We start from the raw sequence: 25756 nt of genomic DNA, 5'->3' as shown, positions 1-25756 counted from the left end.
CACCGGCGGGCGGGTGGTGAGTAGGCTTTCGCCGTGACCAAGGTCGACGGGCGGGCGGCACGCTGGGCGGGCCAGCAGGAACGGCGGCGCGCGGAATTCGTCGATGCCGCCCTGGAGGCCATCGCCGAGCACGGCCCGGACGTCTCGACCGAGCAGATCGCCGAACGCGCCGGCGTCGCGCGCACCCGGCTGTACCGCCACTTCGACGGTGCCCCCGACCTCCAGCGCGCGATCGCCTCCCGCGCGGCCGAGCTGGTGACGGCGGACCTGCAGCCGCTGTGGCACCCGTCGGGTTCCCCGCGCGAGATGATCGCCGCGGCGATCTCGACCCACCTGCGCTGGCTGACCGAGCACGCCCAGCTGCACCGCTACCTGGTCCGCACGCTGCCGAGCCTGCCGGAGGCGGGCCGCACCGACGTCCGCGGCGCGATCGCCCGCCACCTCAGCCGGCTGTTCACCGGCTACCTGAGCGCGTTCGGCCTGGACCCGGCCCCGGCGGACACGATCGCGTTCGGCCTGGTCGGCTACGTCGAGTCGGCGACCACCCGCTGGCTCGACCACCCGGGTTCGCTGAGCCTGGAGCAGCTGACGGCCCAGCTGACGGGCACGATCTGGGCGATGCTGGACCACACCCTCCGGGCAGGCGGGGTGGAACTGGACCCGGACCGCCCACTGCCCCTGCCGGACGGGATCTAGTCCTCCCGCGGGAACTCCGCGCGGACTCCCAGCAGCCGCACCGCCCGGGTCAGCTCGAACATCCCCAGCACCTCCTGCGCCGCCCGGTCCAGCTCCGCCGCGTCGGACGTCGGCGACGGCAGCGTCACGCTGTGCGTGTGGGTCATGAACGGCACGAACCGGACCTTCACCGCCACCCGCGCCGCCGGGCGGCCCTCCTCCAGGACGTCCTGGGCGACGCGCTTCGCCAGCGTCGAGACCTCCGCCGCCATCGCCGCCGGGTCCGTGAGGTCCTGCTGGAACGTCGTCTCGCGGCTGCGGGAGCGGGCCACGTACGGCGTCGCGCTCACCTCCGCGTCGCTGATGCCGCCGCCGAGCAGGCGCAGCCACGGGCCGGCCTTGGGGCCGAACCGCGCGGCCAGGGTCTCGACGTCCGCGCCGGCCAGGTCCAGGACCGTGGTGATGCCCAGCTCGGCGAGCTTCTTGGTGGTCTTGCCGCCGATGCCCCACAGCGCGTCGGTCGGCCGGGAAGCCATGACCTCCCACCAGTTCTCCTGCGTCAGCCGGAAGATCCCGCCCGGCTTGCCGAAGCCGGTGGCGAGCTTCGCGCGCAGCTTGTTGTCGCCGATCCCGACCGCGCACGACAGGCCCGTCTCACGGGCGACGGCCGCGCGCAGGTCCGCGGCCAGCGCCTCCGGGTCGTCGGCCGTCGCGCCGACGAACGCCTCGTCCCAGCCCTGCACCTCCACGGCCACCGGGAACTCCCGCAGCGTGGCCATCACACGCTCGGACACCTCGAGGTAGACCGGCGGATCCGACGGCAGGAACACCGCCTCGGGACAGCGTTTCGCGGCGATCCGCAGCGGCATCCCGGACCGGATCCCGAACGCGCGGGCCTCGTAGGACGCGGTCGCCACGACGGCGCGTTCGGCCGGGTCGCCGTTGCCGCCGACGACCACCGGCTTCCCGCGCAGCTCCGGGCGGCGGGCGATCTCGACCGCGGCGATGAACTGGTCGAGATCGACGTGCAGGACCCACTTCACGGGCCCAGTCTGCCTCAGATGCGGTGCCGCGCCACGTGGGTCCAGACCGTGCCGGTCAGGGCGAGGATCCCGCAGAGGGTGACGCCGGGGTCGGGCAGGACCAGCCCGACGACCAGCAGGGTCACGGCGGCGACGTCCATCGCGATGAGCAGCGCGGTCTTGAGCGCGCGCGGTTTCCGGCGCCGGCCTTCCCGCAGGGCGGTGGCCAGGTCGGGGTCGCTGAGTTCGAGACTGCGCTCGATCTTCTCGAGCTCGGTTCGATCGTGGTGACTGAGCATCGGGGTACTCCTTCGGCGCCGAACCCGCCGTTCCGCAGAGCAGATACCCAATCGTCCTCCCGGCGAACCGCCGAACGCCGTCTTGTTTTGTGCTTTTCGTTGCGCCGACCGGGTGATTGCTGATCCGTGACGGCCGCTGATCACGTTAGGTTCGCTTCGAACGTGGCCGGTCGAGGCCCGATCACGGAGGGGACACCCGTTCGCGGGTGGCCGTGGGGGCCCGGTCCGGCCGGTGCCGCTTCGTGCCGGGTTTCGCCGGTCTGGCCGTCAACCAGCCGGAGGACCTTGATGACCCTGCCCACCGAACCGATCGGCAGCATCCCGCGCCCGGACTACCTCATCGCGGGACTCGGCGACCTCGCCGCCGGCCGTATCGACGCCGCCGCGCTCGGCGAGCTGGAGAGCCGCGCGCTGGCCGACACGATCAGCCGGTTCGAGGAGACCGGCTCGCCCGTGCTGACCGACGGCGAGCAGGGCAAGCCGAGCTTCGCGACCTACCCGCTGGCCGGGCTCACCGACCTGGCGCCGGACGGCGTCGTCATCCCCTTCGCCGACGGGCACACCCGCCAGCTGCCGCGGCTGACCGCGGGCCCGTTCCGCTACGCCACCCACGCGGACGAGTACCTGACGCGCGCCAAGGCGCTGACGGACAAGCCGGTCAAGCAGGCCGTGATCGCCGCGTCCGCGGTCTCGCTCGTCTACCCGGGCGACGGCATCGAGGGCTACTCGCAGGAGCAGTTCATCGCGGACCTCGTGAACGAGGCCGAGGCGGACATCCGCCGCAGCCTGGACGCGGGCGCCGACAGCGTGCAGATCGACTTCACCGAGGGGCGGCTGTCGCTGAAGCTCGACCCGTCCGGTGGGCTGCTGCGGCAGTTCATCGACCTGAACAACGCCGTGCTCGACCGGTTCACCGCCGAGGAGCGCGCGAAGATCGGCGTCCACACCTGCCCGGGTGGTGACCAGGACTCGGTGCACAGCCTCGACGTCGACTACGCGGGCCTGCTGCCGGCGCTGTTCGACCTCAAGGCGGGGCGCTTCTTCGTCCAGCTCGCCAGCGAGGCCGAACCGGAGCGCGCGCTCGAGGTCATCAAGGCGAACCTCAAGGGGGACCAGCGGGTCTTCGTCGGCGTCATCGACCCGATCGACCCGCGCGTCGAGACGCCGGAGGAGGTCCGCGACCGGGTGCTCGCCGCCGCGAAGTACATCCCGGCGGACCGGCTCGGCACGTGCGACGACTGCGGGTTCTCGCCGTTCGCCGACGACACGTCGACCTCGCGCGACATCGCGTTCGCGAAGATCACCGCGCGCGTCGAAGGCACGAAGCTGGCCGCCGAGAAGCTGGGCTGACCGTGGTGCCGGGGGCTGCCTTCGCGGCGGCCCCCGGCCTCACGCGGCTTCGACGGCCACCCGGACCCCGAGGGTGACGAGCAGGGTGCCCATCACGGCGTCCAGCCCGCGGCGGACCCGCCCGGAGGCGAAGAACCGCCGCAGCGCGCCGACCACGACGGCCAGGGTGACGAACCACAGCACGGTGCCGGCGGTGGCGATGGCGGCCAGCTCGAGGGTCTGCGAGGTGGAGCCGTCGGCCGGCAGGAACTGGGGGAGCAGCGCCAGGAAGTACACCGCGACCTTCGGGTTGAGCAGGTTGGTGAGCAGCCCCTGCCGGAACGCGGCCCAGGCGCCCTTCGGCTTCACGGTGCGCGTCTCCTCGAGGTCCCGGTACTCCCCGCGCCGCACGGCCAGCCACGCCCGGACGCCGAGCACCACCAGGTAACCCGCGCCGACGAGCTTGACGACCGTGAAGGCCACGGCGGAGGCGGTCAGCACGGCCGCCACCCCGAGCGCGATCGCCACGACCCAGGCAAAAACACCGAGCGCGATCCCGGCCCCGGCGGCGATCCCGGCCCGCCGTCCGCCGGTGAGCGCCGACCGCGTCACGACGACGAAGTCGGGCCCGGGCGACATCGCGCCGAGGATCACGACGAGCAGGAACGAAGCGGCGGTGGCACCGGGGATCATGGATCCGAGGATAAAGCCGCGCGCCAGCGGTTTTCAGCCGGTCGGGGGCTACTTCACCTTGGTGAAGGTGCAGTCTCCGGAGATCTCCACGTACTCGCCCTTCTTCGTGGTGAACCGCATCGGGCCGCCGTTGACCTTGAGATCGTTCGCGATGATGTTGTTGCCCGAATCGTCGCGCAGGCGCGCCCAGTAGCCGTGGCCGGTGCAGGTGGCCTTGTAGCTTCCGGGTTCCATGTCCTCCCCGACCTTGTAGGTGCCTTCGCCGACGCTGGTGGCGGGCCCGGCCGGGACGGATGGCGCGGTCGTTGCGGCCGCGGGGTGCCAGCCGACAGCGTCGTAGGTGACGTGGTCGTTGTATTGGGGACAAAGCGCACTGGTCGCCATCGACATCAGCAGCTGCGTGTTTTCCTGGCTGAAGCCGGACTCGACGCCTTTCTGGAAGATCGTTTTCGCGTCGGCACCACGATTCCAAGCGGAGCAATAGGAATCGGCGAGGCCGAGCAAGTCGTTGTCCGATACGGTGGCGACCGCCGGGACCTGGGACCGCAGAATCGAAGGCAGGGATTCCCGGGGTAAGCCTTCGGAGCTGCTCCACCCGCTGGAAGGCGACGCCGGTGTGGAGACAGGAGTGGATGTCGTTGTGGTGCTTCCCGCTTTGTACGGGCTTGCGGTTGTGCTGGTCACGACGAAGTAGGTGGTAGCCACGATCACGCCGGTGAAGAGCAGTCCGCCAACCAGAAACCACGGCCAGATCGCGCGTTTCCGTCGGGCTGCCGGTGGTGGTTGAGGTGGCGTGGCGTCTGCGGTCATGGCTCGCTCTCCTGTTCACTGTCTGAGCGATGAGACGCCCGAGATGTGAATGGCGTTACGGCCCCAGATGCCAGTGGCTTCTTCGATTCTTATTCGAAACATGAGAGAAAGCAGGGCGCCCGATGTGCGACCCCGATCAGCTCGCTTCGACGCAGGGTTCGCCGGTGCAGAGGTGGCCGCACAAGGCGTCGACGCCGTCGGCCAGTGCGGTGAACTGCTCCGGGTTCAGGCCGTCGACGAACAAGGTCCGGACCAGTTCCGCGTGGCCGGCCGCGGCCGCGCGCAGGCGGGCCTGGCCCTGTTCGGTCAGGTAGGCGATGACGCCCCGGTCGTCCGAGGGGCACGAGCGGCGGCCGACCAGGCCCGCCTTCTCCAGTTGGGCCACCTGGTAGCTCAGCCCGCTCTTCGACGTCAGCGCGGCGCCGGCCAGCTCGGTCATCCGCAGCTCGCCGTCCGCGGCCGACAGTCGGGCGAGGACCTCGTACTGGGGGTGGGACAGGCCGGCGTCGTCGCGCAGCTGCTGCTCGACCTTGCGGGTGAGCAGCGTGCCCGCCATCAGGAACCCCTGCCACGTCTTCAGCTCGCGCTCGGTCAGCCACCGGGGATCGCCCATGGGTCCATGGTAGCAAGATTGTTCGAATTTGAACTTCGTGTAGGGTCGATCTTGTGAGCGACAGGGGAGACAGCATGACGGCTGAGGTGCGGACGCGGGTGCGGATCCCGCTGCGGCTCGACGGCGGGCTCGCGGTCGACGCCGAGGCCGTCACCTTCCGCGGCCTGGCCGACGACGGCGAGCACCTCGCGTTCGTCCTGGGCACGCCGGGCGAGGTCCCGCTGGTGCGGCCGCATTCGGAGTGCCTGACCGGCGACGTCTTCGGCTCGGCGCGCTGCGACTGCGGGCCGCAACTGGCCGAGGCCGTCGCGCGCATCTCCGAGGCCGGCGGGTACCTGCTGTACCTGCGCCAGGAGGGCCGGGGGATCGGCCTGTACAACAAGCTCGACGCGTACGCCCTGCAGGACGACGGCCTCGACACCTACGCCGCGAACGCCGCGCTGGGCCTGCCCGAGGACGCCCGCGACTACACCGTCGCCGCCCAGATGCTGGGCGCGCTGGGCGTGGACCGGGTGGACCTGCTGTCGAACAACCCGGACAAGGCGGCCCAGCTGCGCGCCGCCGGGATCGCGGTCCGCGACCAGGTCGCGACCGGCGTGTACGCGACGGAGAACAACGTCCGGTACCTGCGCGCCAAGGCCGAGCAGACCGGGCACACGCTCAGCCTGCCCGGCATCGCCAGCTGACGTGGGAACGGGTTCGCCCGCTCGAGGCGGCGCCTTCAGGGTCGCGGCACGGCAGGGCCCCTCAGCGTTCGACGATGGAGGATTCGGGCCACCCAGCGTCCCGAATCCTCCATCGTCGTAGCCCCGCCACGGCTGCAGCCGGAGACTCCGCGCGGAACCGGCTCGCCGTCTTCAGCCCGCACTGCCAAGCCACTGTTGTTGAACCTCGGACGCATCGCCTGCTGACGAAAACTGAGGCCCTGCGGTGACCCGCCCCCGAGGCGCCCGTTTCAGCGTCAACCAACTTGCGACGCGCGGCACTAGCTCTGGTCAGGTCAGGCGCTGGGCGGCGGCCGCGGCCGGGCCGGTCGTCAGCTTCTCCAGCAGTCCGATGAGGACGGTGCGTTCTTCGGGGGTCAGCGAGGCGGCCCAGGCCTGTTCGCGTTTGTTGTGGGCTTCATAGGCGTCGGTGACGGCGGCGTGCCCCGTCGAGGTGATGGCCAGGCTGACCGCGCGGCGGTCGCGGGGGACCTGGGTGCGCGTCACCAGGCCGTTGCCCTCCAGGGTCTTGACCAGCGCCGACACCGCCGCGCGGCTCATCCCGGCGAGGCGGGCGACGTGGCGTGACTCGAGCGGGCCCGCCAGCCACAGCACGAACAGCACCCGGAACCCGGCCCAGCTCAGCCCGCGCGGGCGGTGGACCGTCGACTCCCAGTCGTAGACCAGCGCGCCGGTGAGGCGGTGCAGGGTCAGCCCGAGGCGCATCGCGACCGGGTCGGTCGAGGGCAGCTCGGCCTGCGTCTTCCCGATCGCGTAGTCGACGAACGAGAGGTAGTCGAGGTCGGCCGGCTGGTCGCTCATGCGGCCCAGGTTAGGCGACGAGGGGTTCCCTCGGGCGCCCCGCCGGGCTAGCCTGACCGGAACGATAGTCAAACCTTTGATCAAAGGAGCGGTCGTCGTGACGAAGAAGGCCTTCGCCTCCTCGGCGGACCTGACGGAGAAAGCGCAGACCCTGGAGGTCCTCGCGGACGGCGTCTACGCGCTGACCGCCGAGGGCGACCCGAACATCGGCGCCGTCGAAGGTGAGGACTTCCTCGTCTGCTTCGAGGCGCTGGCGACGCCCGTCGCGGCCCGGGAATGGCTCGCGAAACTGCGCGAGCACACCGACAAACCCGTGCGGTACCTGGTCTTGAGCCACTACCACGCGGTGCGCGTGCTGGGCGCGTCGGCGTTCGACGCCGAGGTGATCGTCGCGCACGAGAACACCCGCGCGCTGGTCGCCGAACGCGGCAAGGAGGACTGGGAGAGCGAGTTCGGCCGGATGCCGCGGCTGGCGAAGAGCGCGGAATCCGTGCCCGGCCTGACCTGGCCGACGCTCACCTTCTCCGACCACCTGACCATCGACCTCGGCGGCGACCGCGGTGACCTCGTGCTGCAGTACTGCGGACGCGGGCACACCGAAGGCGACCTCGTGGCCTGGTTGCCGCGGCAGAAGATCCTCTACGCCGGTGACCTGGTCGAGGCCGAGGCCGCGCTGTACACCGGTGACGCCTTCCACCTCGAGTGGTCGTCGTCCACTTTGGACCGTGTCGCCGCTTTCGGGGCCGAGACGCTGATCGGCGGGCGCGGCGGGGTGAGCCGCGGCGCTGAAGCCGTCGACGCCGCGATCGCGCAGACCCGGCACTTCCTGACGACGATGCTGCGCGAGGTCGGCGCGGTCCGTGACGCCGGCGGCACGCTCAAGCAGGCCTTCGAACGCACTCATGCGGCTTTGGTGGACCAGTACGGCCAGTGGCCGATCTTCGAGCACTGCCTGCCCTTCGACGTCTCCCGGCTGTGGGACGAGCTGGGCGGGATCGAGCGGCCGGTGGTGTGGACCGCCGAACGCGACCGCGAAGTCTGGGACCAGCTGCAGGACTGACGATGACCGTCGCCGTCCTCGGCAGCGGCCCGGTCGGGCAGACGGCCGCGCTGCTGCTCGCGCGCTGGGGTGTGCCGGTGGTGCTCGTCGACGAGCACCCGGTGCGCGATCCCGCCGGTTCCAAGGCGATCTGCCAGCAACGGGACACTTTGGACGTCTGGGCGTCCCTCGGCGCGGGCTGCCTGGTGGACGAGGGCCTGACCTGGACGACCGCGCGGACGTTCCACCGTGACCGGGAGCTGTTCTCCTACCGGCTGCCGGACGCGGGGTCCGCGCTGCCGCCGTTCGTCAATCTGTCGCAGGCCCGCGTCGAGGAGGTCCTGGACGGGCTGATCGCGCAGCAGCCGCTGATCGACGTCCGCCGCGGCCACCGCGTCACCGGCCTGACCCAGGGGACCGGCGTCGAAGTCCACTGTGAGACGGCGGACGGGCCACGCCGGATCGAGGCCGACTACGCGATCGCCTGCGCGGGTGCGCGCGGCGACGCGGTGCGGCGGGCCCTCGGCCAGCACCTGGCCGGGGTGTCCTTCCAGGACCTGTTCCTGATCTGCGACATCCGCGCCGAACTCGACGGCTGGGCGGCCGAACGGCGGTTCTACTTCGACCCGCCGTGGAACCCGGGCCGCCAGGTGCTGATCCACCCGTGCCCCGGCTCGCAGTTCCGCATCGACTGGCAGGTCCCCGCCGACTACGACCTCGCCGCCGAGGAAACCGGTGGCGCCCTGGACAAGCGGATCCGGGCGATCCTCGGCGACCGGCCGTACGAGGTCGTCTGGCGCTCGGTGTACCGGTTCCACACGCGCCTGGTCGAGCGGATGCGCGTCGGGCGCGTCCTGCTGGCCGGGGACTGCGCGCACCTGGTCGCGCCGTTCGGCGCCCGCGGGCTCAACTCGGGTGTCGCCGACGCCGAGAACGCCGCGTGGAAGCTGGCCTGGGTCCTGCGCGGGCACGCGGGGGAGGAGCTGCTGGAGAGCTACCACACCGAGCGGCACGCGGCGGCGGTGGAGAACGCCGAGGTGACGACGGCGACCATGGACTTCCTGGTGCCCCAGGACGAAGCGCGGCGCGAACACCGCGCCAGGGTGCTGGCCGGGGGTGTCCACGCCGATGTCGATTCGGGACGGCTCGCCGAGCCGTTCTGGTACGCGGACTCGCCGTTGACCACGCCGGATCCGCGACGCCCGTTCGCCGGACGCCCGCCGCGCGGCACGCTGCCACCGCCGGGGCCGGGAGTGCTGCTGCCGGACGTCACCGTCGCGAGTGGACGGTTGCGAGACCTGGCCCGGCAGGGCTTCCTGCTGCTGACAACGCCGGGTGCCGACGCCCCCGCGGGAATGCGGTCGGCGGAGATCCCGGTGGGCTGCGCGCTGGGTGCGCGCCCGGGCGAGGCCTGGCTGGTCCGCCCGGACGCGTACGTCGCCGCTGTACTGCCCGACCCGACCGCGCCGGAGGTCGCCATTGCCCTCCGGCGCGGCTCAGGCGTCACTTTCACGTGAAAGTGACCACCTGGGGGCGGCACTTTCACGTGAAAGTGCCGGACCGGGTCACGGGTAGTTGTTCAGCGGGCTCACCTGGTGGGCCGTGTTCGCCGGGTCACCCGTGTCGTTGATGACGTGCGCGATCGTGCCCACGCCGCCCAGCGACACCGAGACCAGGTTGTGGAACCGGACCCCGCTGTTGTTCGGCACCTCGAACGAATGACTGGCCACGATGGACGGGTTGGTCTGGAAGAAGCAGTAGCTGCCCAGCCCCCACGCCTCGTGGCTGGTCACCGAGTCGGCCACCTTGTAGGCCGCCCAGCCCTGCCGTCCGCCGCCGCTGGACCAGGACGCCTGGTCCGGCGGGTCGTACGGCATCTCGTTCTGGAAGAAGTACGTGCGCCCGCCGTTGCCGTTCCAGAGCACCTCGTACTGCTGGTAGTGCTCGACGAACAGGCCGTACATCGTCACGTTCGCGCCGTTGACCACCAGGCCGTTCGCCGCGGTGTTGACGTTCCAGCCGACGCCGTTCGAGTGGTCGCCGCGCCACAGCCACATGTGGTCGCCGATCACGTTGTTCGAGTTGATCACCAGCGTCTGCGTCGCCCGGCCGACGGCGGCGCCGCCGATCCGGAAGAACACGTCGTGCAGCGACGTCGGGTCGGCCGCGTGGTTCGCGGCCGAGCCCGGCTGCCCGATCTGCATCAGCACCGGCGAGTTGACGGCACCGGCGTCGATCAGCAGGCCGCCGATCTTCACGCCGTCCACATCGGACACGGTGATCGCCGCGGTGCCGTTGGTCGGCTGCAGCGTCGCCAGGCCGAGGCCGAGCACCACGGTGTCCGGACGCGTGACGTTCAGCGCCTGGTCGAGGTGGTACACACCCGGGGTGACCAGCAGGTTCTTGCCCGCCGCCAGCGCCGCGTTGATCGTCGCGGCCGAGTCGGACGGCTTGGCGACGAAGAACTCGCTGAGCGAGATCGACGACCCGGCCGGAGCGCCGTGGCCCCAGCTGGTGCCGACGGAGTTCTGCCGCAGCGCGGGCACGAACACGTTGTAGCTGCCCGAGCCGTCGACGTAGAGGAACGGCTTCTCGCGGCTGACCGGCGTCTGGTTGACGACGGTCTCCGGCGGGTTCGGGAACGACGCCGCCGGCGTGCCGGTCGAGCCCACGAACACCATGTTCCACACGCCGCCCGCCCAGCTGCCGAGCTCGCTGTTGCGGGTCAGGAACTGCTGCTGCGAACCGGAAACGGCCTGCCCGTCGATCTTGCTGTCGGCGATCAGGCCGCCACTGGCCCAGCCGTCACCGCCGTTCCACAGCTGGATCTGGCTGCCCTTCAGGTGCATCCGGCGGTACGGCGCGGCCTGCGCGACCGCCCACCGTTCGACCTGCCCGGCCGGCAGCGTCACCGACAGGTTCTCCGCGGAGCGCCAGAAGTTCTGCGTCGCGTTGCCCTTGTTGGCCGGGTTGTCACCCTGCTGCAGCCAGTCCGCCTCGACGCGGACGTGCCCGTTGAGGTTGACGTCGTCGGGGGACAGGCCCAGGCCCGCGACCTGCTCGTAGAACCCGAGGTTGACGTCGGCGTTGTAGGTGCCCGGCTTGAACAGCACGGCGTAGCGCTGGTCGCCGAACTGGTTGGTGTGCTGCTGGTTCGCGATCTGCGTCAGCCGGTCCTGGATCGTCGACGCCGGGGTCGACGGGTCGAACACCGACACGTTCGGCCCGAGGTCCGGGTTGCGCGGGTCGGTCGGCGGGATCGTCGTCCCGCCGCCGGTGCCGTGCGCCGCGACCTCCCACAGGGAGTAGCCGTACCCGGTGGCCCGCTGAGTGCCGTTGATCCGCAAGTAGCGGGCGGTGCCGGTGACGGGCACCGTCTGCGTTCCGCCGGTGCTGGTGGTGGTCGAGTAGGCGTCGGTCCAGCTCGTCCCGTTGCTCGAGAGCTGCACGGTGAACGCCTTGGCGTACGCGGCTTCCCACGTCAGCACCACGTCACAGAGCTGCTGCGACGAGCCCAGGTCGACCTGGAGCCACTGCGGGTCGCTGAACGCGCTGGACCAGCGGGTGCCCGCGTTCCCGTCGACGGCGTTCGACGCCGGGGTGCCGCCGTTTTCGGTGGACGACGCGGTCGCGGTGCGGCCCTGTGCGAGGTTCGCGGTCCCGCACGCGGCAGCTTGCGCCGGTGCGGAGCCGAGGACCGTGGCCGTGGCGAACGCGGTGAGGAGGGTGGTGGAGACGGCGAGGAACCGCCGTCCCCGGGAGAACGTCGTTGATCTCATCTGCCTGCCTGATCGGTCGGAGAAACTCCGGCTGGCCGCGCTCGGGGCGCGGCGGCGTGCCGGGCGAGCCCCACTGCTCGCGCCGGCGTCCGGGTGGTGCGGCGGGTTCGCGGCCGGGGCGTCCGCCGGGCCCCGTGAGCCGGGGAGCGGGGCGAAGCGGGCGGCGCGACGGCGAACCAGTCAGCCCGAAGGGGTGGAATCGATCCAGGTGGCGGCCACGGAACCGGTTCCGTCGAAGCGAGGAGCAGTTAACATCGCGCGCCCGGCGAGCGTCAAGGTCCCGGGTGGGATTCCTTCTCCCGGCCCAGTCTCCGGGCCGTTCCAGGACCGCCCGGCGCAGCGCCGTTGACATTTTCACGCTCTTTATTTATATCTTGAACTAAGAGCGTTCCGAAGCGCGGGCCCCACACCCGAGCCGAGGCCACGTGAGCCGATCCGCGCCGGGGCAAGGACGTCCCGGCGCCGGTCCCCGTGGAGGTTCCCATGCACCGCCGCATGAAGCGACCCCGAGCCCGCCTGGGCGTGCTCACCGTTCTCACCCTGGCCCTGGCCGCGCTGCTCACCGCGCCCGCCGCCCAGGCCGCGCCCGTCCTGCTCTCCCAAGGCCGTCCCGTGACGGCGTCGTCCACCGAAAACGTCGGCACCCCGGCGTCGAACGCGGTCGACGGCGACGGCGGCACCCGCTGGTCGAGCGCGTTCAGCGACCCGCAGTGGCTGCAGGTCGACCTCGGGTCAACCCAGCAGCTGAACCAGGTCGTGCTGAACTGGGAAACCGCCTACGCCAAGGCGTTCACGATCCAGGCGTCCACCGACGGCGCCACCTGGACTTCGCTGTATTCGACGACCACGGCCACCGGCGGGAACCAGACGCTGAACGTCACCGGCAGCGGCCGGTACGTCCGGCTCACCGGCACCCAGCGCGCCACGCAGTACGGCTACTCGCTGTGGGAGTTCCAGGTCTTCGGCGGGGGCGGCACCACCCCGCCGAACGGCGACGTCCTGCTGTCGTACGGGAAGTCCGGCTCGGCCTCCTCCTACCAGGACGACGGCGCCTGCCCCGGCTGCCTCCCGGCGAAGGCGTTCGACCACGACCCGGCCACCCGCTGGGCGACCAGCGCGACCACCGGCTGGGTCGACCCGGGCTGGATCACCGTCGACCTCGGCGCGACCGCGAACGTGCACCAGGTGGTCCTGCAGTGGGACCCGGCCTACGCCGTCGCGTACCAGATCCAGGTGTCGAACGACAACGCGAACTGGACGTCGCTCTACTCGACGACCACCGGCAAGGGCTTCAAGGAGACCCTGACCGTGAACGGCAGCGGCCGCTACGTCCGGATGTACGGCACCGCGCGGTCCAACGGCTACGGCTACTCGCTGTGGGGCTTCGACGTCTTCGGCACCGGCGGCAACCCGACCACCCCGCCGCCCGCGCCGCCGGCCCCGCACTTCCCGGGCACGCTGGTCTGGAGCGACGAGTTCAACGGCGCGGCGGGCGCCGGCCCGGACGCGAGCAAGTGGACCGCCGAGACCGGCCCGGGTGTCAACAACGAGCTCGAGTACTACACGAACAACAACAACGCCAAGCAGGACGGCCGCGGCGACCTCGTCATCCAGCTCCGCCGCGAGGCGACGCCGGGCTCGGCCTGCCCGGTCGACCCGATCAGCGGCAGCGGCACCTGCCAGTACACCTCGGGCCGGATCAACACCGCCGGCAAGTTCAGCTTCACCTACGGCCACGTCGAGGCCAACATCAAGGTCTCCGGCACCCAGGGGCTCTGGCCCGCGTTCTGGTTGCTGGGCGCCAACTTCTTCGGCGGCACGCCGTGGCCCAACTGCGGTGAGATCGACATCATGGAGCACGTCGGGAAGTCGCCGAACCTGGCCTACTCGACCATCCACGCCCCGGCCTACAACGGCGGTGGCGGCATCGGCGCACCCTTCGACGTGGGCCAGGACGTCTCCGCCGGGTTCCACAAGTTCGGCCTCGACTGGGACGCCTCGCACATGACCTTCTACGTCGACGGCAACGCGTTCGAGACGATCAACCGCGACACCGTGGAGACCACGCGCGGGCCGTGGGTGTACGACCACCCGTTCTTCCTGATCCTCAACAACGCGATCGGCGGGGACTTCCCCGGCCCGCCGGGAGCCGGGACCGTGCTCCCGCAGGACATGGTCATCGACTACGTGCGGGTCTACCAGTGAGGCGACGGCTCGCGCTCGTCACGGGCGCGGTGGTCGCGGCGGGCCTGCTGACCGCGCCCCTGTTCACCGCTCAGGCGGCACCCACCCTGCTCTCGCAGGGGCATGCGGTGACCGCGTCCTCCACCGAGAACGCCGCCTTCCCCGCCAGTGCCGCGGTGGACGGCGACCCCGGCACCCGCTGGTCGAGCCTGGCCGCCGACCCGCAGACGCTGCAGGTCGACCTCGGCGGCTCGCACCCGCTCAACCAGGTCGTCGTCCAGTGGGAGGCGGCCTACGCCAAGGCGTTCACCCTCCAGGCGTCCGCCGACGGGAACCAGTGGTCCACGCTCTATTCGACGACGACGGGCACCGGCGGCACCCAGACGCTGCCGGTGTCGGGCAGCGGCCGGTACGTCCGCCTGACCACCACGCAGCGCGCGACCCAGTGGGGCGTGTCGCTGTGGGAGTTCCAGGTGTTCGGCGACGGCTCGGCCCAGGCGTGCGGCAGTGCGAACGCAGGCCTGCGGCAGCCGTCGTCGGCCTCCAGCGTCCAGTCCGACGCCTTCCCGGTCAGCGCGGCCTTCGACGGGGACACCGGCACGCGCTGGTCGAGCCTGGCCGCGGATCCGCAGTGGATCCAGGTCGACCTCGGCAGCTCGCGCCCGGTCTGCGGCGTCGATCTGACCTGGGAGGCCGCGTACGCGAGCGCGTACACGATCCAGCTGTCGACCAACGGGACGTCGTGGACGACGGCGGCGACCGTGACCGGCGCGGGTGGCACCGAGCACCCCGCGGTGAGCGGCACCGCGAGGTACGTCCGGCTCAACGCCACCGCGCGGGCCACCCAGTGGGGGATCTCGCTGTGGGAGTTCGCGGTGCACACCAGCGACAGCGCACCGCCGACGACCACGCCAACGAACCCCGGTGGCTGCCCGTGGGTGGGGTCCACGGCACCGGTCGCCGACCGCGTCAACCAGCTGATGGCGGCCATGACGGCGCAGCAGAAGGTCAAGGTGCTGCACGGCAACGGCGCGACCGGGCCGTACATCGGCGACACCGACGCCGTGCCCGAGCTGTGCATCCCGGCGCTCGGGCTGCAGGACGGCCCGGCCGGGGTCGGTGACGGCCTCGACGGCGTCACCCAGTTCCCGGCGCCGGTGACGGCGGCCGCGACCTGGGACACCGGCCTGATGAACCGGTACGGCTCCGCGATGGGTGCCGAGTTCGCCGGCAAGGGCGTCGACATCGCCCTCGGCCCGACGATCAACCTGGTCCGCGACCCCCGCTGGGGCCGCAACTTCGAGACCTACGCCGAGGACCCGTACCTCGCCGGGGCGGCCGGGACCGCGACGATCCAGGGCATCCAGAGCCAGGGCGTGATGGCGCAGGCCAAGCACGCGGCGGCCTACAACGTCGAGGCCGGGGCGTCGCGCGGGACGCCGTCGGACAACGTCATCATCGACGACCGGACCCTGCACGAGCTGTACCTGCCGGCTTTCCAGCAGGTCGCGAGCCAGGGCCAGGTCGCGTCCATGATGTGCGCCTACAACCAGATCAACGGCGTCCCGGCCTGCCAGAGCAGCGGTGTGCTCACGACCGCGTTCAAGCAGGACGCGAACTGGGGCGGGTTCGTCGGCTCCGACTGGGGTTCGGCGACCGGCGGCGCGCGGCAGCTGGCCAACGGCGGCATGGACATGGAGATGCCCGGCGGCGCGTTCTTCGGCCAGGGCCTGCTCGACGCCGTCTCGCGCGGTGAGGTCACGCAGGCGCGGGTCGACGACATGGTCCGGCGGGTGCTGACGCAGATGTTCAAGTTCGGCGTGTTCGACCGGGCCCGGCGCGGCACCCCGCAGTCGGTCGTGACCAACGCGGCGAACGTGACGACCGCCCGGGACGTCGCGGCGGCCGGGTCGGTGCTGCTGAAGAACAACGGCGTCCTGCCGTTGACCGCTTCGACGAAGTCGATCGCGCTGTCCGGCGGCGACGGGATCGACCCGCAGAACATCGGCGGCGGCAGCGCCAAGGTCAACCCGTCCCCGGCGTCGGTGAACCCGATCAACGGGATCAAGGCGCGGGCCGGTTCCGGTGTCACGGTGTCCTATGTGGATGGCGCGGGTGAGCACGTGCAGACGCCGAACATCCCGGGTGCGGTGGCCCAGGCGAAGGCGTCCGACGTCGCGGTCGTGTTCGCCAGCTACGGCGAATCCGAGACCCAGGACCTCGACACGATCGACCTGCAGAACCAGCAGAACGACCTGATCGACGCGGTCGCCACGGCGAACCCGCGCACGATCGTCGTCCTCAACACGGGGTCGGCCGTGACGATGCCGTGGCTGTCCAAGGCCGCGGCGGTCATCGAGGGCTGGTACCCGGGGCAGGAGAACGGCAACGCGATCGCGTCGCTGCTCTACGGCGACGTCAACCCGTCGGGCAAGCTGCCGGTCAGCTTCCCGAAGCAGATCGCCGACCTGCCGACGGCGAACGTCCAGCAGTTCCCGGGAGCCAACGACCGGATCGAGTACTCGGAAGGCCTCAACGTCGGGTACCGCTGGTACGACAGCCGGAACATCGAGCCGCTGTTCCCGTTCGGCTTCGGGCTGTCGTACACGACGTTCGGGTTCTCGAACCTCGTCGTCACCCCGCAGGGCACGAACGGGACGGCGACCGTGACGGCGACGGTCACCAACACCGGCACCCGCGCGGGCGCCGACGTCGTCCAGCTCTACGTCGGGCAGCCCGCCGCCAACGGTGAGCCGCCGAAACAACTGAAGGGATTCAAGAAGGTGCAGCTCAACCCCGGGCAGAGCCAGACCGTGTCGTTCCCGCTCACCCCGCGGGACCTCGCGCACTGGACCGGCTCGTGGACGACCAACGCGGGCCAGTACCGCGTGTCCGTCGGGGATTCCTCGCGCAACGTCCCGCTGTCCGGCGTGGTCACCGTGTCGTAGGGACTACCGGGCCGTCGACTCCCGGATCACCAGGGTCGTCGGCACCACCAGCGGGGCACTCGGAGACGGCGCCCCGGCGAGCTGCGCGAGCAGCTGCCGGGCCGCCGTCTCGCCCATCTGCCGCAACGGCTGGCGGACCGTCGTCAGCGGAGGCTGGGTGTGCGCCGCGAGGGGGATGTCGTCGAAGCCGATCACCGCGACGTCGGCCGGTACCGTTTTCCCGGCCTTGCGCAGCCCGGACAGCACACCGGCGGCCGTGAGGTCGTTGTGCGCGAAGACCGCGTCGAACCCCGGCCCGGTCTCGAGCAGCTGCAGGATCGCGGCCTCGCCGCTTTCGCTCGTGAAGTCGCCCTCGATGATCAGCTGCGGGTCGAGGGTGGAACCGGCTTCGAGGATCGCGTCGCGGAAGCCGTTGAGCCGGTCGCTCGTGCAGCCGAAGTCGCGGGGCCCGGTCACCGTGGCGAACCGGGTGCGGCCGGTTTCGAGGAGGTGGCGGGCCGCGTCCGCGCCGCCCTTGCGGTTGCTGGTGCCCACCGACGGGAACGAGGGACGGCGGCCGCGGTCGTCGATCACCACGACCGGCAGCCCGGAGTCGTGCAGCACCCGCAGGTGCCGCACCGCGTCCGGCGGTTCGACGAGCAGCAGCCCGTCGAACGCCTTCGCCGACACCTGCCGCGAGAACTCCTCGAGCGAGTCGGCGCCGCGGTTGGCGGTGGACAGCAGCAGGCCGTAGCCCTTCGACTCCACGACGTCGGCGACGCCCTGCAGCACCTCGCCCATCCACGGCCAGGTCAGCCCCGGCACCAGCATGCCGACCGTGCGGGTCACCCCGCGCGCCAGCCCGACCGCGCCGGCGCTGGGGATGTACCCGGTCGCCGCGATCACCTCGCGCACCCGGATCGCGGTCGCGGCGTCCACATCGGCCTTGTTGTTGAGCACCCTCGACACGGTCGTCTTGCTCACCCGCGCGCGGCGGGCGACCTCGGCGATCGTGACGCGCATGCGACCTCCCGGCGGGTGCCTCGTGTGGTGCCAAGGTACTCGCCCCGGCGACCCCGTGGGCCACCCGAAATCGATCAAGTCCGGACGGACAACCGGGTGAGGCTCGCGTCGCCGGTTCGCCAGTCGAGAGTCCGTACCGCGAGGTACCGAACCTGACCGGTGACGGCGACGCTCGTCGTGCGGTTTCGAGCCGGCTTGGCGGCGGTCGTGTAGGTGACACCGTCGGCGCTGGTTTCGACGGCGCAGGCCGGGACCCGGCCGGACGTCCAGCCGAGTTCGGCCGCGGAAACCGGCCGTACCGCACCGAGATCGACGACCAGGCGGCCGCCCGGCCCCGGCCGCCACGCCGTCGCCGGGTCGTCGTCGACCGCGGCGGCGGGGCTCGACATGCCCGGCGGCAGGGGTTCCGCGGGGAACGTGACGGCGCCGAGCGCGAGGTCCGCCAGGGGATAGGGCCGGACCTCCGGGACGAGGACGGGCACGGTCAGGCCCGGGATCAGCAGCACCGGCCGGGCGTGACCGCCGTCCGGCTCGACCGTGATCATGACCGGGAGGCCGGGTGCCGCGGTGAGGTCGACGCGGCCGGCGTCGCGCACCACCGCCTTCAGGCCGGTCGGGACCGCCCGGCCGAACGTACCGCGCAGGGTGAACCGCGGCGGTTCGATCCGGCCCTCGCCCGCGGCGAGCGTGAACTTGTAGGCGCTGCCGGCCGCGGTGACGGCCTGCTCGCCGCGGTACAGCTTGAGTGCGGAACGGTCCTGCGGGAGGGCCGCCGTCCCGGTCGCCGCGGCCGCGGAAAGGTTAGCCAGCACCAGGAATCCGTCGGTGACGCTCGCGCGGACCGCGGCCGCCGTGGTGCTCGCGCGGGCGCGTCCGGCCAGCTTCGCCAGGCCCGCGGTGTCGGCGTACAGCTCGGCCAGCAGGGGCGCGGCCGGGCCGTCGGAGAGCGTGACGCTGTTGCCGACGACGGTGAGCGGGTTCGGCCCGGAGACCACCAGCCCGGCGCGGCCGTCGACGTCGAGCCAGCCGTGGGTGCTGCTCAGCGCGGGTGCCGGGTAGCTCGCCACCGGCGTCCAGGCCGAGCCGTCGGGGGACGTCTCGATCCGGTACGCGCGCCCGGCGGCCGCTTCCCAGCTCAGGTGGACGCGGTCGAACGTCTTCGCCGCGCCGAGGTCGACCGCGAGCCAGCTGTCCACGCGGGGGCGGTCCGATGTGGACACCGCCCAGCGGGTGGTCGGGTTGCCGTCGGTGGCGTACTTCGCCTCCTTGCCCGCGGTGACCGACGAGGCCGACGCCGTCCCGGTGAGGGCGAGGTCCGGACCAGTGCCGTCGTGGACCTCGAAGGCGAACAGCGAATAGCCGTACGTGGGATCCGGGCGGACGCCGAGCATGCGGACGAAGCGGGCGGTGACCGGGGTGAAGGTCAGGTCGTCGGTGCGGGCGCCGGTCGGCGCGTCCTGCGCGGAGACCGTCACCTTGCCCTCGGCGGCCGTGTAGGTGCGGTCGCCGTCGAGACCGGGAACGCCCGGCATGACGAGGTTGTAGACGGTGAGCGCGCCTTCGCCGGCGGCGACGCCGGTGCTCGCGTACACCGCGGTACCGGTGGGCAGGGTGGCGAGCGCGGCGTACCCGGTGTCGAAGCGCAGCACGCCGAACGTGCCGTCGAAGCCGTCGCGGACCCGGGTGTAGGTCTGGGCGTGGCGTTCGCGGACGGCGAGGTTCGTGGCGGGCAGCAGCATCGGCGTCGCGGCGCCCAGCGCGAACAGCCAGTCGTCGTGGTGGGGCTGCCAGGCGAACTTCACGAAGCCAGCCTTGCTGACCGTCGCGGCCCAAGCGGCGGGGGAGCGGTGGGCGAGCAGCCCCGGCCCGGCGCCGAAGTCGGCGACCCCGGCGGCGTGCGCGTCGAACTCCTTCTCGCTCACCGGGACGACCGCGCCGCCGTGCGCGGCGCGCCACTCGTGCAGCAGGTAGCTGATGGCGACCTCGGCGCGCGCCTCCGGCTCGTACTTGGGCTCGCCGGAGAACTTCGTGATCCGGTCGGCGGGCGCGTACGCCTGGTATGGCTCGAGGCGGGCGGCCAGATCGGCTTCGGCGCGGGCGGCGTAGCGGTCGCCGAGGACCTGCGCGCGGAAGGCCAGCGGGATGACGTCGCGGCCGTAGAGGTGCTCGCGGTCGGCGACCATCGGCATCAGCGGCTCGCCGGCGTCACTGGTCATCAGCAGCATGGTGCGCCAGAGCAGTTCGCCGTTCGGCTGTGCGGTGAGCACCTCGGGCAGCGGTTTGCCGGCGAGCAGGAAGTGCATCGAGTTGCGGCCGGACGTGCGCCACAGCTCCTCCTGGTAGTGCGGGCCGAACGAGCCGTGGTTCTCGACGAGGAACGTGTCGTAGAGGTTGGTCGCGGTGTTGGCGCTGATCGGCCGGCCGTCGACGAGCCGCGGGTTGGCGAGGTCGGCGGCGGGCAGCCCGCCCTCGTTGCGGCTCCACGTCCCGAACGCGTCGCGCCACGCCGTGGCCCGGGGATCGCCGGGCGCCCAGGCGAGGGCGGGGGCGAGCGACTGGGCGTAGACGCCCATCTCTTCCAGTTTCGTGTCGCCGACGTGCCCGCCGAGCAGGCCGTTGGGGGTCCAGCCGGCGGACGTCGGGTCGTCCTTGGTGCCCAGCGCCGTCGTGTAGGCGGCCTGTTCGGTGGCAATGCGCTCGACGTTCGCCTGCGTGGCCGCGTCGAGGTCCGTCCACAGCAGACGGGCGGCGAGCAGGAAGTACGACTGGAAGGTGGTGTCGAAGAACAGCTTCCGGCCCCACTCGGTGCCGCCGGTGAGCAGGTTCGACGCCGCGAAGTGCTTGATCGTGTCGAGCGTGTGGGTCTTGAGCGTGGCCTGGTCGACCCCGGCGACGGTGGCGTCGTAACCGTCGCGGGTCAGCAGCAGGGCGTTGCCGAGGACGACGGCGAAGGTGAAGTCCCTGGCCGGGTAGATCCCGGCCGCGGCGTCGAACTGCGACTCGGCCCAGCGGGTGTGCCGGAGCAGGACCCGCAGGTAGGTCGCGGCGACGGCGTCCGGCGGCCCGCTCTCCGGCGCCCCGGCCGCCGCCGCTTCGGCGACCCCCGGCAGCAGCCCGGAGGCCAGCATCGCCGCCGCGCCGCTCGCACCCAGCAGGCCCAGGGCCCGCCGCCGGTTCAGTTCGCCCATGTCCGGCCTCCACTCGCTGACAACCTTGTCATCGCGGCGATTCTGGGACGGCCACGGCGGCGTCGGCAACCCCGGCGGCCGATCTCGTCCGGTTTCGGACAACACCCGGCTAATTCGTATAACGACCTATACCCGCGACCTCCGCCCGCCGCCGACCAGGCAAGTCCGTGAATGGCCCATCGAGGGACTTCAGGTCCGTGAATGGGCCATTCACGGACTTGAACGGTGGGAGCAAGCTCACCGCCGGGGGCTGGGCCGGGCGTGCTGGGATGACAACGTGATCACGGACCCCGGTGTGCTGCTCCTGCTCGTGCTCGCCGGGGTCGGTGCCGGGCTGACCGGGGCGACCGCCGGGCTCGCGTCGCTCGTGTCCTACCCCGCGCTGCTCGCCGCCGGGCTGCCTCCCGTGGTCGCGAACGTGACCAACACCGTCGCCATGCTCGGCACCACCGTCGGCGGCGCCGCCGGGGCCCGGCCGGAGCTCGCCGGGCAGCGCGCCCGGATCGTCCCGCTCTGCGTCATCAGCACCGCCGGTGGTGCGGTCGGCGGGGTGGTGCTGCTGGTGACGCCGGCGGGTGCGTTCACCGTCATCGTGCCGTGGCTGATCGGCGGGGCGTCGGTGGCGCTGATGGCGGGCCCGCGGCTGCGCCGGCTGGCCGAAGGCGCCGAGCGCCACGGCCTGAGCCCGGTCACCGGCGTGCTCGCCTTCCTGATCGGCGTCTACGGCGGTTACTTCGGGGCCGCGGCGGGCGTGCTCATGCTCGCGCTGCTGGTGTCGGTGTGGAGCCAGTCCCTCGCCCGGACGAACGCGGCGAAGAACCTGGTCACCGGCTCGTCGAACCTCCTGGCGGCGATCGTCTTCGCGGTGACCGGCAAGGTCGTCTGGACGGCGGCGCTGGCCGTCTGCGTCGGCTCCCTCGCCGGGGCGTGGCTCGGCGCGACCCTCGTCCGGCACCTGCCCGCGACGCCGTTGCGGATCGGCATCGGCGTCGCCGGGCTCGCGCTGGCGGCCGTCTTGGGTTGGCAGGCCTTCACGGCGTGACGCCGGACCGCCGGAGAGGGCATGATCGGGCGGGTATCGGCGAGCAGGAGACCAGATGAGCATTGTCGGGACCAGGGTGGTCCGCCAGGAGGATCAGAACCTGATCACCGCGGGCGGGACCTACGTCGACGATCTGCGGGAGGAAGCGCTTTCCGGAGCCGCACACGCGGTGTTCGTGCGCAGTCCCATCGCGCACGCGCGGATCGAGGGCATCGACGTCAGCGCCGCGCTCGAAGCCCCGGGGGTGCTCGGCGTGTACACCGCCGCGGACCTCGGGCTCGACGCGCGCGACGCCGGGCCGGTGAAGGAACCGTGGCTGGCCGACGGAATCGTCCGGTATGTCGGCGAACCCGTCGCGCTCGTCCTCACCGAGGAGCGTTACCAGCTGGCCGACGCCGCCGAGCTCGTCGACATCGACTACGACCCGCTGGACGCGGTCGCGAGCATCGACACCGCGCTGGCCGGCGAAACGCTGCTGTACCCGGAAACGGGCAGCAACGTGATGCAGGTCCACGGCGCCGAGGAGTTCGACGACTCGATCTTCGAAGGCTGCGACGTGGTCGTCTCGCAGACGATCGTCAACCAGCGGGTCGCGCCCGCGCCGCTGGAGGTCCGCGGCGCGTCGTGCGTGTGGGGCGACGACGGCAGGCTCACGGCGTGGCTGTCCACGCAGAACGCGCAGATCGCCCGGTCGCAGCTGGCCGGCACCCTCGGCGTCGGCGAAGAGTCGGTGCGCGTCATCGCCCCGGACGTCGGCGGCGGCTTCGGCGCGAAGATCGGCGCGGACCCGGAGGCGACCGTGCTCGGCTGGGCCGCCAAGCGGCTGGGGCGGGCCGTGCGCTGGATCGAGACGCGCAGCGAGAACCTGACGTCGATGACGCACGGGCGCGCGCAGCAGAACACCGTGACCATCGGTGGGAAGCGGGACGGCACAGTCCTCGCGTACCGCCTCGACGTCGTCCAGGACGCCGGGGCCTACCCGCGGACGCTGTTCCTGCCGACGCTCACCGAGCTGATGGCCGTCGGCGTCTACCGGTTCCCGGTGGTCGAGACGCGCAGCCGCGCCGTCGTCACCAACACCACGCCGATCGCGGCCTACCGCGGCGCGGGCCGCCCGGAGGCGACGGCCGCGCTCGAGCGGGCCATGGACGTCTTCGCCACGGCGATCGAGGCCGACCCGGCCGAGGTCCGCCGGGTCAACTTCATCCGGCCCGAGGAGTTCCCGTACCAGACGCCGACCGGCGCGTCCTACGACACGGGGGAGTACGCCGCGGCGCTGGACAAGGTCCTCGAAACCGGCGGTTACGAGGACCTGCGCGCCGAGCAGGAGCGGCGGCGCGAGGCCGGCGACCCGATCGAGCTGGGCCTCGGCCTCGCCGCGTACGTCGAGATCACCGGCGGTGACGCGGGCGGCGAGAGCGGCCGCGTCGACATCCACCCGGACGGCTCGGTCGTCGCCTGGACCGGCAGCTCACCCCACGGGCAGGGCCTCGGGACGTCACTGGCGATGCTGCTCGCGGACCAGCTCGGCGTGCCGCTGGAGAAGATCACCGTCCGCCACGGCGACACCGACGAGGTGCCCAAGGCGATCGGCACGTTCGGCTCGCGGTCGCTGCAGCTGGGCGGCTCGGCGATCCGCCAGGCGGCCGAGGAGGTGATCGCGCAGGCGCGGGAGCTGGCGGCCGAGCTGCTGGAGGCCTCGCCGGACGACCTCGAGCTGGACGTCGGCACCGGCGTCTGGCAGGTGCGCGGCGCGCCGTCGAGCACCACGCTCAGCTGGGCCCAGGTCGCGGAAACGGCCGGCGACGGCAAGCTCACCGCGGACGTCTGGTTCGGTGGTGGCAAGCCGACGTTCCCGTTCGGCGCGCACCTGGCGGTCGTCGAGGTCGACACCGAGACCGGCAAGGTCGTGCTGCGGCGGATCATCGCCGTCGACGACGCCGGCCCGATCGTCAACCCGCTGACCTTCCGCGGGCAGCGGCACGGCGGGCTGGGCCAGGGCGCCGCGCAGGCGCTGATGGAGGTCGTCACCTACGACGAGGACGCCAACCCGACCACCGCGACGCTGGCGGACTACTCGTTCATCACGGCCGTCGAGCTGCCGGACTTCGAGCTGGTCGACATGGCCACCCCGACCGACCGGAACCTGCTGGGGGTCAAGGGGATCGGCGAGGCGGCGACCATCGGCTCGACCCCGGCGGTGCACAACGCCGTGGTCGACGCGCTGGCCGCCCGCGGCGTCCGGCACCTGGACATGCCCACCACCCCGATCCGGGTCTGGGCCGCACTGGAAGATGCGCGCAAGGAGAACGAACGGTGAAGGTCTCGATCGAGGTCAACGGGCGGCCGGTGGCCGAGGAGGTGCCCGACCGGACCCTGCTGGTGCACTTCCTGCGTGACACGGCCGGGTTCACCGGCACGAACGTCGGCTGCGACACCACGTCGTGCGGCGCCTGCACGGTGCTGCTGGACGGCGAGTCGGTCAAGTCGTGCACGGTGCTGGCCGCGCAGGCCGACGGCCACGCCGTCACGACCGTCGAAGGACTGTCCGGCCCGGACGGTGAGCTGCACCCGGTGCAGCGGGCGTTCCGGGAACAGCACGGCCTGCAGTGCGGGTTCTGCACCCCGGGCATGATCATGGCGTCGGTCTCGCTGCTCACGGACAACCCGAAGCCGACGCGCGAGGAAGTGCGCGTGGGGCTCGAAGGGAACCTGTGCCGCTGCACGGGTTACCACAACATCGTCAGTTCCGTGATGGACGCGTCGGGGCAGGAGGTGGACCGGTGATCCCCGCCGAGTTCCGCTACGAGCGGGTGTCCACAGTGGACGAAGCGCTGGCGCGGCTGGCCGAGCACGGCGACGACGCGAAGGTGCTGGCCGGCGGGCATTCCCTGCTGCCGCTGATGAAGCTGCGGCTGGCCGCGCCGGAGTACCTGGTGGACATCGGCCCGGTCGACGAGCTGCGCTACGTCCGGCTGGACGGCGACGAGGTCGTCATCGGCGCCCTCACCCGCTACAGCGACCTGGAGCAGGATCCCGTGCTGCGGGAGCACGCACCGCTGCTGGCGCACGCGTCGGGGGAGGTGGGCGACCGCCAGGTCCGCCACCGCGGCACCCTCGGCGGTTCCCTGGTGCACGCCGACTCCGCGGCCGACCTCCCGGCGGCGATCCTGGCGTCGGACGCCCTGCTGGTCGCGCGCGGCCCGTCCGGCGAGCGCCGCATCCCGGCGGCGGAGTTCTTCCTCGGCCCGTTCACGACACCGCTGGAGCCGGACGAGCTGCTGACGGAGATCCGGCTGCCCAGCCAAGCCGGCCTCGGCTGGGGTTTCGAGAAGTTCACCCGCCGCGCGCTCGACTGGGCGATGGTCGGCGTGGCCGTGGTCGGCGGCAAGGTGGGCCTGGTCAACATGGCCGGCGTCCCGCTGCGCGCGTCGGCGACCGAGGCGGCGCTGGCCTCGGGCGCATCCATCGCGGACGCGGCGGCCCTGGCGGCCGAAGGCACCAACCCGCCGGACGAACCGCACGCGACCGCGGAGTACCGCCGTCACCTGGCCCGCGTCCTGACCCGCCGCGCCCTCACCCAGGCCACCGGTTCCTGAAGTCCGTG

The 25756-nt window shown here is 71.9% G+C and carries 20 protein-coding genes; 11 read left to right on the top strand and 9 right to left on the bottom strand.

The genetic code is table 11. The annotated features are described in order from the left end of the window. Positions 1–33 precede the first annotated feature (33 nt). The gene (locus ACIOD2_RS06625; protein WP_400535098.1) at positions 34–696 is read left to right on the top strand and encodes a TetR/AcrR family transcriptional regulator; all 663 of its coding nucleotides are present in this window, start codon (positions 34–36) and stop codon (positions 694–696) included. On the opposite strand, the gene ACIOD2_RS06620 is transcribed toward ACIOD2_RS06625, so the two are convergent. Together ACIOD2_RS06620 and ACIOD2_RS06615 are read right to left on the bottom strand one after the other, a co-directional pair. Then, positions 693–1718 (bottom strand): DNA polymerase IV, encoded by a 1026-nt coding sequence (locus tag ACIOD2_RS06620; protein WP_400535096.1) that lies wholly within the window; start codon positions 1716–1718, stop codon positions 693–695. The genes ACIOD2_RS06625 and ACIOD2_RS06620 overlap by 4 nt on opposite strands. Before the next feature lie 14 nt (positions 1719–1732). Next, positions 1733–1996 (bottom strand): DUF3040 domain-containing protein, encoded by a 264-nt coding sequence (locus ACIOD2_RS06615; RefSeq protein WP_392777291.1) that lies wholly within the window; start codon positions 1994–1996, stop codon positions 1733–1735. Positions 1997–2284: 288 nt separating this feature from the next. On the opposite strand from ACIOD2_RS06615, the gene ACIOD2_RS06610 reads away from it, so the two are divergent. Beyond that, a complete protein-coding gene (locus tag ACIOD2_RS06610) occupies positions 2285–3346 on the top strand; it encodes a cobalamin-independent methionine synthase II family protein (RefSeq protein ID WP_400535094.1) in 1062 nt (353 codons plus the stop codon). Positions 3347–3385: 39 nt separating this feature from the next. On the opposite strand, the gene ACIOD2_RS06605 is transcribed toward ACIOD2_RS06610, so the two are convergent. The 3 genes from ACIOD2_RS06605 to ACIOD2_RS06595 all read right to left on the bottom strand — a co-directional run bounded on the left by ACIOD2_RS06605 (position 3386) and on the right by ACIOD2_RS06595 (position 5441). Beyond that, entirely contained in the window at positions 3386–4018 is a 633-nt protein-coding gene (locus ACIOD2_RS06605; protein ID WP_400535092.1) for a LysE family translocator, read from the bottom strand. 48 nt (positions 4019–4066) lie between these two features. Further along, positions 4067–4828: a DUF732 domain-containing protein gene (locus ACIOD2_RS06600; protein WP_400535090.1), complete on the bottom strand. Its 762-nt coding sequence runs from the start codon at positions 4826–4828 to the stop codon at positions 4067–4069. A 136-nt stretch (positions 4829–4964) separates the two neighbouring features. Next, positions 4965–5441: a MarR family winged helix-turn-helix transcriptional regulator gene (locus ACIOD2_RS06595; RefSeq protein ID WP_400535088.1), complete on the bottom strand. Its 477-nt coding sequence runs from the start codon at positions 5439–5441 to the stop codon at positions 4965–4967. 74 nt (positions 5442–5515) lie between these two features. Between ACIOD2_RS06595 and ribA the strand changes: the two genes are divergently transcribed. Further along, a complete protein-coding gene (gene ribA / locus ACIOD2_RS06590) occupies positions 5516–6127 on the top strand; it encodes a GTP cyclohydrolase II (RefSeq protein WP_400535086.1) in 612 nt (203 codons plus the stop codon). Between the two features lie 309 nt (positions 6128–6436). Here the strand turns inward: ribA and ACIOD2_RS06585 are convergent, their stop codons facing one another. Continuing rightward, the gene (locus ACIOD2_RS06585; RefSeq protein WP_400535084.1) at positions 6437–6967 is read right to left on the bottom strand and encodes a MarR family winged helix-turn-helix transcriptional regulator; all 531 of its coding nucleotides are present in this window, start codon (positions 6965–6967) and stop codon (positions 6437–6439) included. 97 nt (positions 6968–7064) lie between these two features. Here ACIOD2_RS06585 and ACIOD2_RS06580 point away from each other — a divergent pair, with 97 nt between their 5' ends. Further along, positions 7065–8027 (top strand): MBL fold metallo-hydrolase, encoded by a 963-nt coding sequence (locus ACIOD2_RS06580; RefSeq protein WP_400535082.1) that lies wholly within the window; start codon positions 7065–7067, stop codon positions 8025–8027. 2 nt (positions 8028–8029) lie between these two features. Beyond that, positions 8030–9523: an FAD-dependent monooxygenase gene (locus ACIOD2_RS06575; RefSeq protein WP_400535080.1), complete on the top strand. Its 1494-nt coding sequence runs from the start codon at positions 8030–8032 to the stop codon at positions 9521–9523. A gap of 48 nt (positions 9524–9571) precedes the next feature. Here the strand turns inward: ACIOD2_RS06575 and ACIOD2_RS06570 are convergent, their stop codons facing one another. Then, positions 9572–11785 (bottom strand): discoidin domain-containing protein, encoded by a 2214-nt coding sequence (locus tag ACIOD2_RS06570; protein ID WP_400535078.1) that lies wholly within the window; start codon positions 11783–11785, stop codon positions 9572–9574. A gap of 495 nt (positions 11786–12280) precedes the next feature. Here ACIOD2_RS06570 and ACIOD2_RS06565 point away from each other — a divergent pair, with 495 nt between their 5' ends. Both ACIOD2_RS06565 and ACIOD2_RS06560 read left to right on the top strand, forming a co-directional pair. Then, positions 12281–13990: a discoidin domain-containing protein gene (locus ACIOD2_RS06565; protein ID WP_400535076.1), complete on the top strand. Its 1710-nt coding sequence runs from the start codon at positions 12281–12283 to the stop codon at positions 13988–13990. Next, entirely contained in the window at positions 13987–16917 is a 2931-nt protein-coding gene (locus ACIOD2_RS06560) for a glycoside hydrolase family 3 C-terminal domain-containing protein (RefSeq protein ID WP_400535074.1), read from the top strand. The genes ACIOD2_RS06565 and ACIOD2_RS06560 overlap by 4 nt, the downstream gene beginning before the upstream one ends. A gap of 3 nt (positions 16918–16920) precedes the next feature. Here the strand turns inward: ACIOD2_RS06560 and ACIOD2_RS06555 are convergent, their stop codons facing one another. Together ACIOD2_RS06555 and ACIOD2_RS06550 are read right to left on the bottom strand one after the other, a co-directional pair. Then, on the bottom strand, positions 16921–17919 hold the full coding sequence (locus ACIOD2_RS06555) for a LacI family DNA-binding transcriptional regulator (protein WP_400535072.1): 999 nt from the start codon (positions 17917–17919) through the stop codon (positions 16921–16923). A 74-nt stretch (positions 17920–17993) separates the two neighbouring features. Then, the gene (locus ACIOD2_RS06550) at positions 17994–21107 is read right to left on the bottom strand and encodes a discoidin domain-containing protein (RefSeq protein ID WP_400535070.1); all 3114 of its coding nucleotides are present in this window, start codon (positions 21105–21107) and stop codon (positions 17994–17996) included. Between the two features lie 277 nt (positions 21108–21384). On the opposite strand from ACIOD2_RS06550, the gene ACIOD2_RS06545 reads away from it, so the two are divergent. From ACIOD2_RS06545 to ACIOD2_RS06530, 4 genes are read left to right on the top strand one after another with little or no spacing between them, the layout of a single operon-like run. After that, positions 21385–22149: a sulfite exporter TauE/SafE family protein gene (locus tag ACIOD2_RS06545; protein WP_400535068.1), complete on the top strand. Its 765-nt coding sequence runs from the start codon at positions 21385–21387 to the stop codon at positions 22147–22149. Between the two features lie 55 nt (positions 22150–22204). After that, positions 22205–24469, top strand: coding sequence for a xanthine dehydrogenase family protein molybdopterin-binding subunit (locus ACIOD2_RS06540; RefSeq protein ID WP_400535066.1), 2265 nt, complete (start codon positions 22205–22207; stop codon positions 24467–24469). Next, positions 24466–24936: a (2Fe-2S)-binding protein gene (locus ACIOD2_RS06535; RefSeq protein ID WP_400535064.1), complete on the top strand. Its 471-nt coding sequence runs from the start codon at positions 24466–24468 to the stop codon at positions 24934–24936. The genes ACIOD2_RS06540 and ACIOD2_RS06535 overlap by 4 nt, the downstream gene beginning before the upstream one ends. After that, positions 24933–25748 carry an FAD binding domain-containing protein gene (locus tag ACIOD2_RS06530; protein WP_400535062.1) on the top strand — a complete coding sequence of 272 codons (816 nt, stop codon included), beginning with the start codon at positions 24933–24935 and terminating at the stop codon, positions 25746–25748. Before ACIOD2_RS06535 ends, ACIOD2_RS06530 begins: the two co-directional genes overlap by 4 nt. Positions 25749–25756: the final 8 nt, after the last annotated feature.

The organism is Amycolatopsis sp. NPDC088138 (assembly GCF_044741685.1).
GTDB lineage: Bacteria > Actinomycetota > Actinomycetes > Mycobacteriales > Pseudonocardiaceae > Amycolatopsis.
This window is presented reverse-complemented; position numbering and strand designations above follow the sequence as displayed.

Bases quoted from the DNA above. Each gene is read 5' to 3' on its own strand.
- ACIOD2_RS06615 (WP_392777291.1), bottom strand. From the start codon at position 1,996: ATGCTCAGTCACCACGATCGAACCGAGCTCGAGAAGATCGAGCGCAGT.
- ACIOD2_RS06610 (WP_400535094.1), top strand. From the start codon at position 2,285: ATGACCCTGCCCACCGAACCGATCGGCAGCATCCCGCGCCCGGACTAC.
- ACIOD2_RS06605 (WP_400535092.1), bottom strand. From the start codon at position 4,018: ATGATCCCCGGTGCCACCGCCGCTTCGTTCCTGCTCGTCGTGATCCTC.
- ACIOD2_RS06600 (WP_400535090.1), bottom strand. From the start codon at position 4,828: ATGACCGCAGACGCCACGCCACCTCAACCACCACCGGCAGCCCGACGG.
- ACIOD2_RS06595 (WP_400535088.1), bottom strand. From the start codon at position 5,441: ATGGGCGATCCCCGGTGGCTGACCGAGCGCGAGCTGAAGACGTGGCAG.
- ribA (WP_400535086.1), top strand. From the start codon at position 5,516: ATGACGGCTGAGGTGCGGACGCGGGTGCGGATCCCGCTGCGGCTCGAC.
- ACIOD2_RS06585 (WP_400535084.1), bottom strand. From the start codon at position 6,967: ATGAGCGACCAGCCGGCCGACCTCGACTACCTCTCGTTCGTCGACTAC.
- ACIOD2_RS06575 (WP_400535080.1), top strand. From the start codon at position 8,030: ATGACCGTCGCCGTCCTCGGCAGCGGCCCGGTCGGGCAGACGGCCGCG.
- ACIOD2_RS06570 (WP_400535078.1), bottom strand. From the start codon at position 11,785: ATGAGATCAACGACGTTCTCCCGGGGACGGCGGTTCCTCGCCGTCTCC.
- ACIOD2_RS06565 (WP_400535076.1), top strand. From the start codon at position 12,281: ATGAAGCGACCCCGAGCCCGCCTGGGCGTGCTCACCGTTCTCACCCTG.
- ACIOD2_RS06555 (WP_400535072.1), bottom strand. From the start codon at position 17,919: ATGCGCGTCACGATCGCCGAGGTCGCCCGCCGCGCGCGGGTGAGCAAG.
- ACIOD2_RS06550 (WP_400535070.1), bottom strand. From the start codon at position 21,107: ATGGGCGAACTGAACCGGCGGCGGGCCCTGGGCCTGCTGGGTGCGAGC.
- ACIOD2_RS06540 (WP_400535066.1), top strand. From the start codon at position 22,205: ATGAGCATTGTCGGGACCAGGGTGGTCCGCCAGGAGGATCAGAACCTG.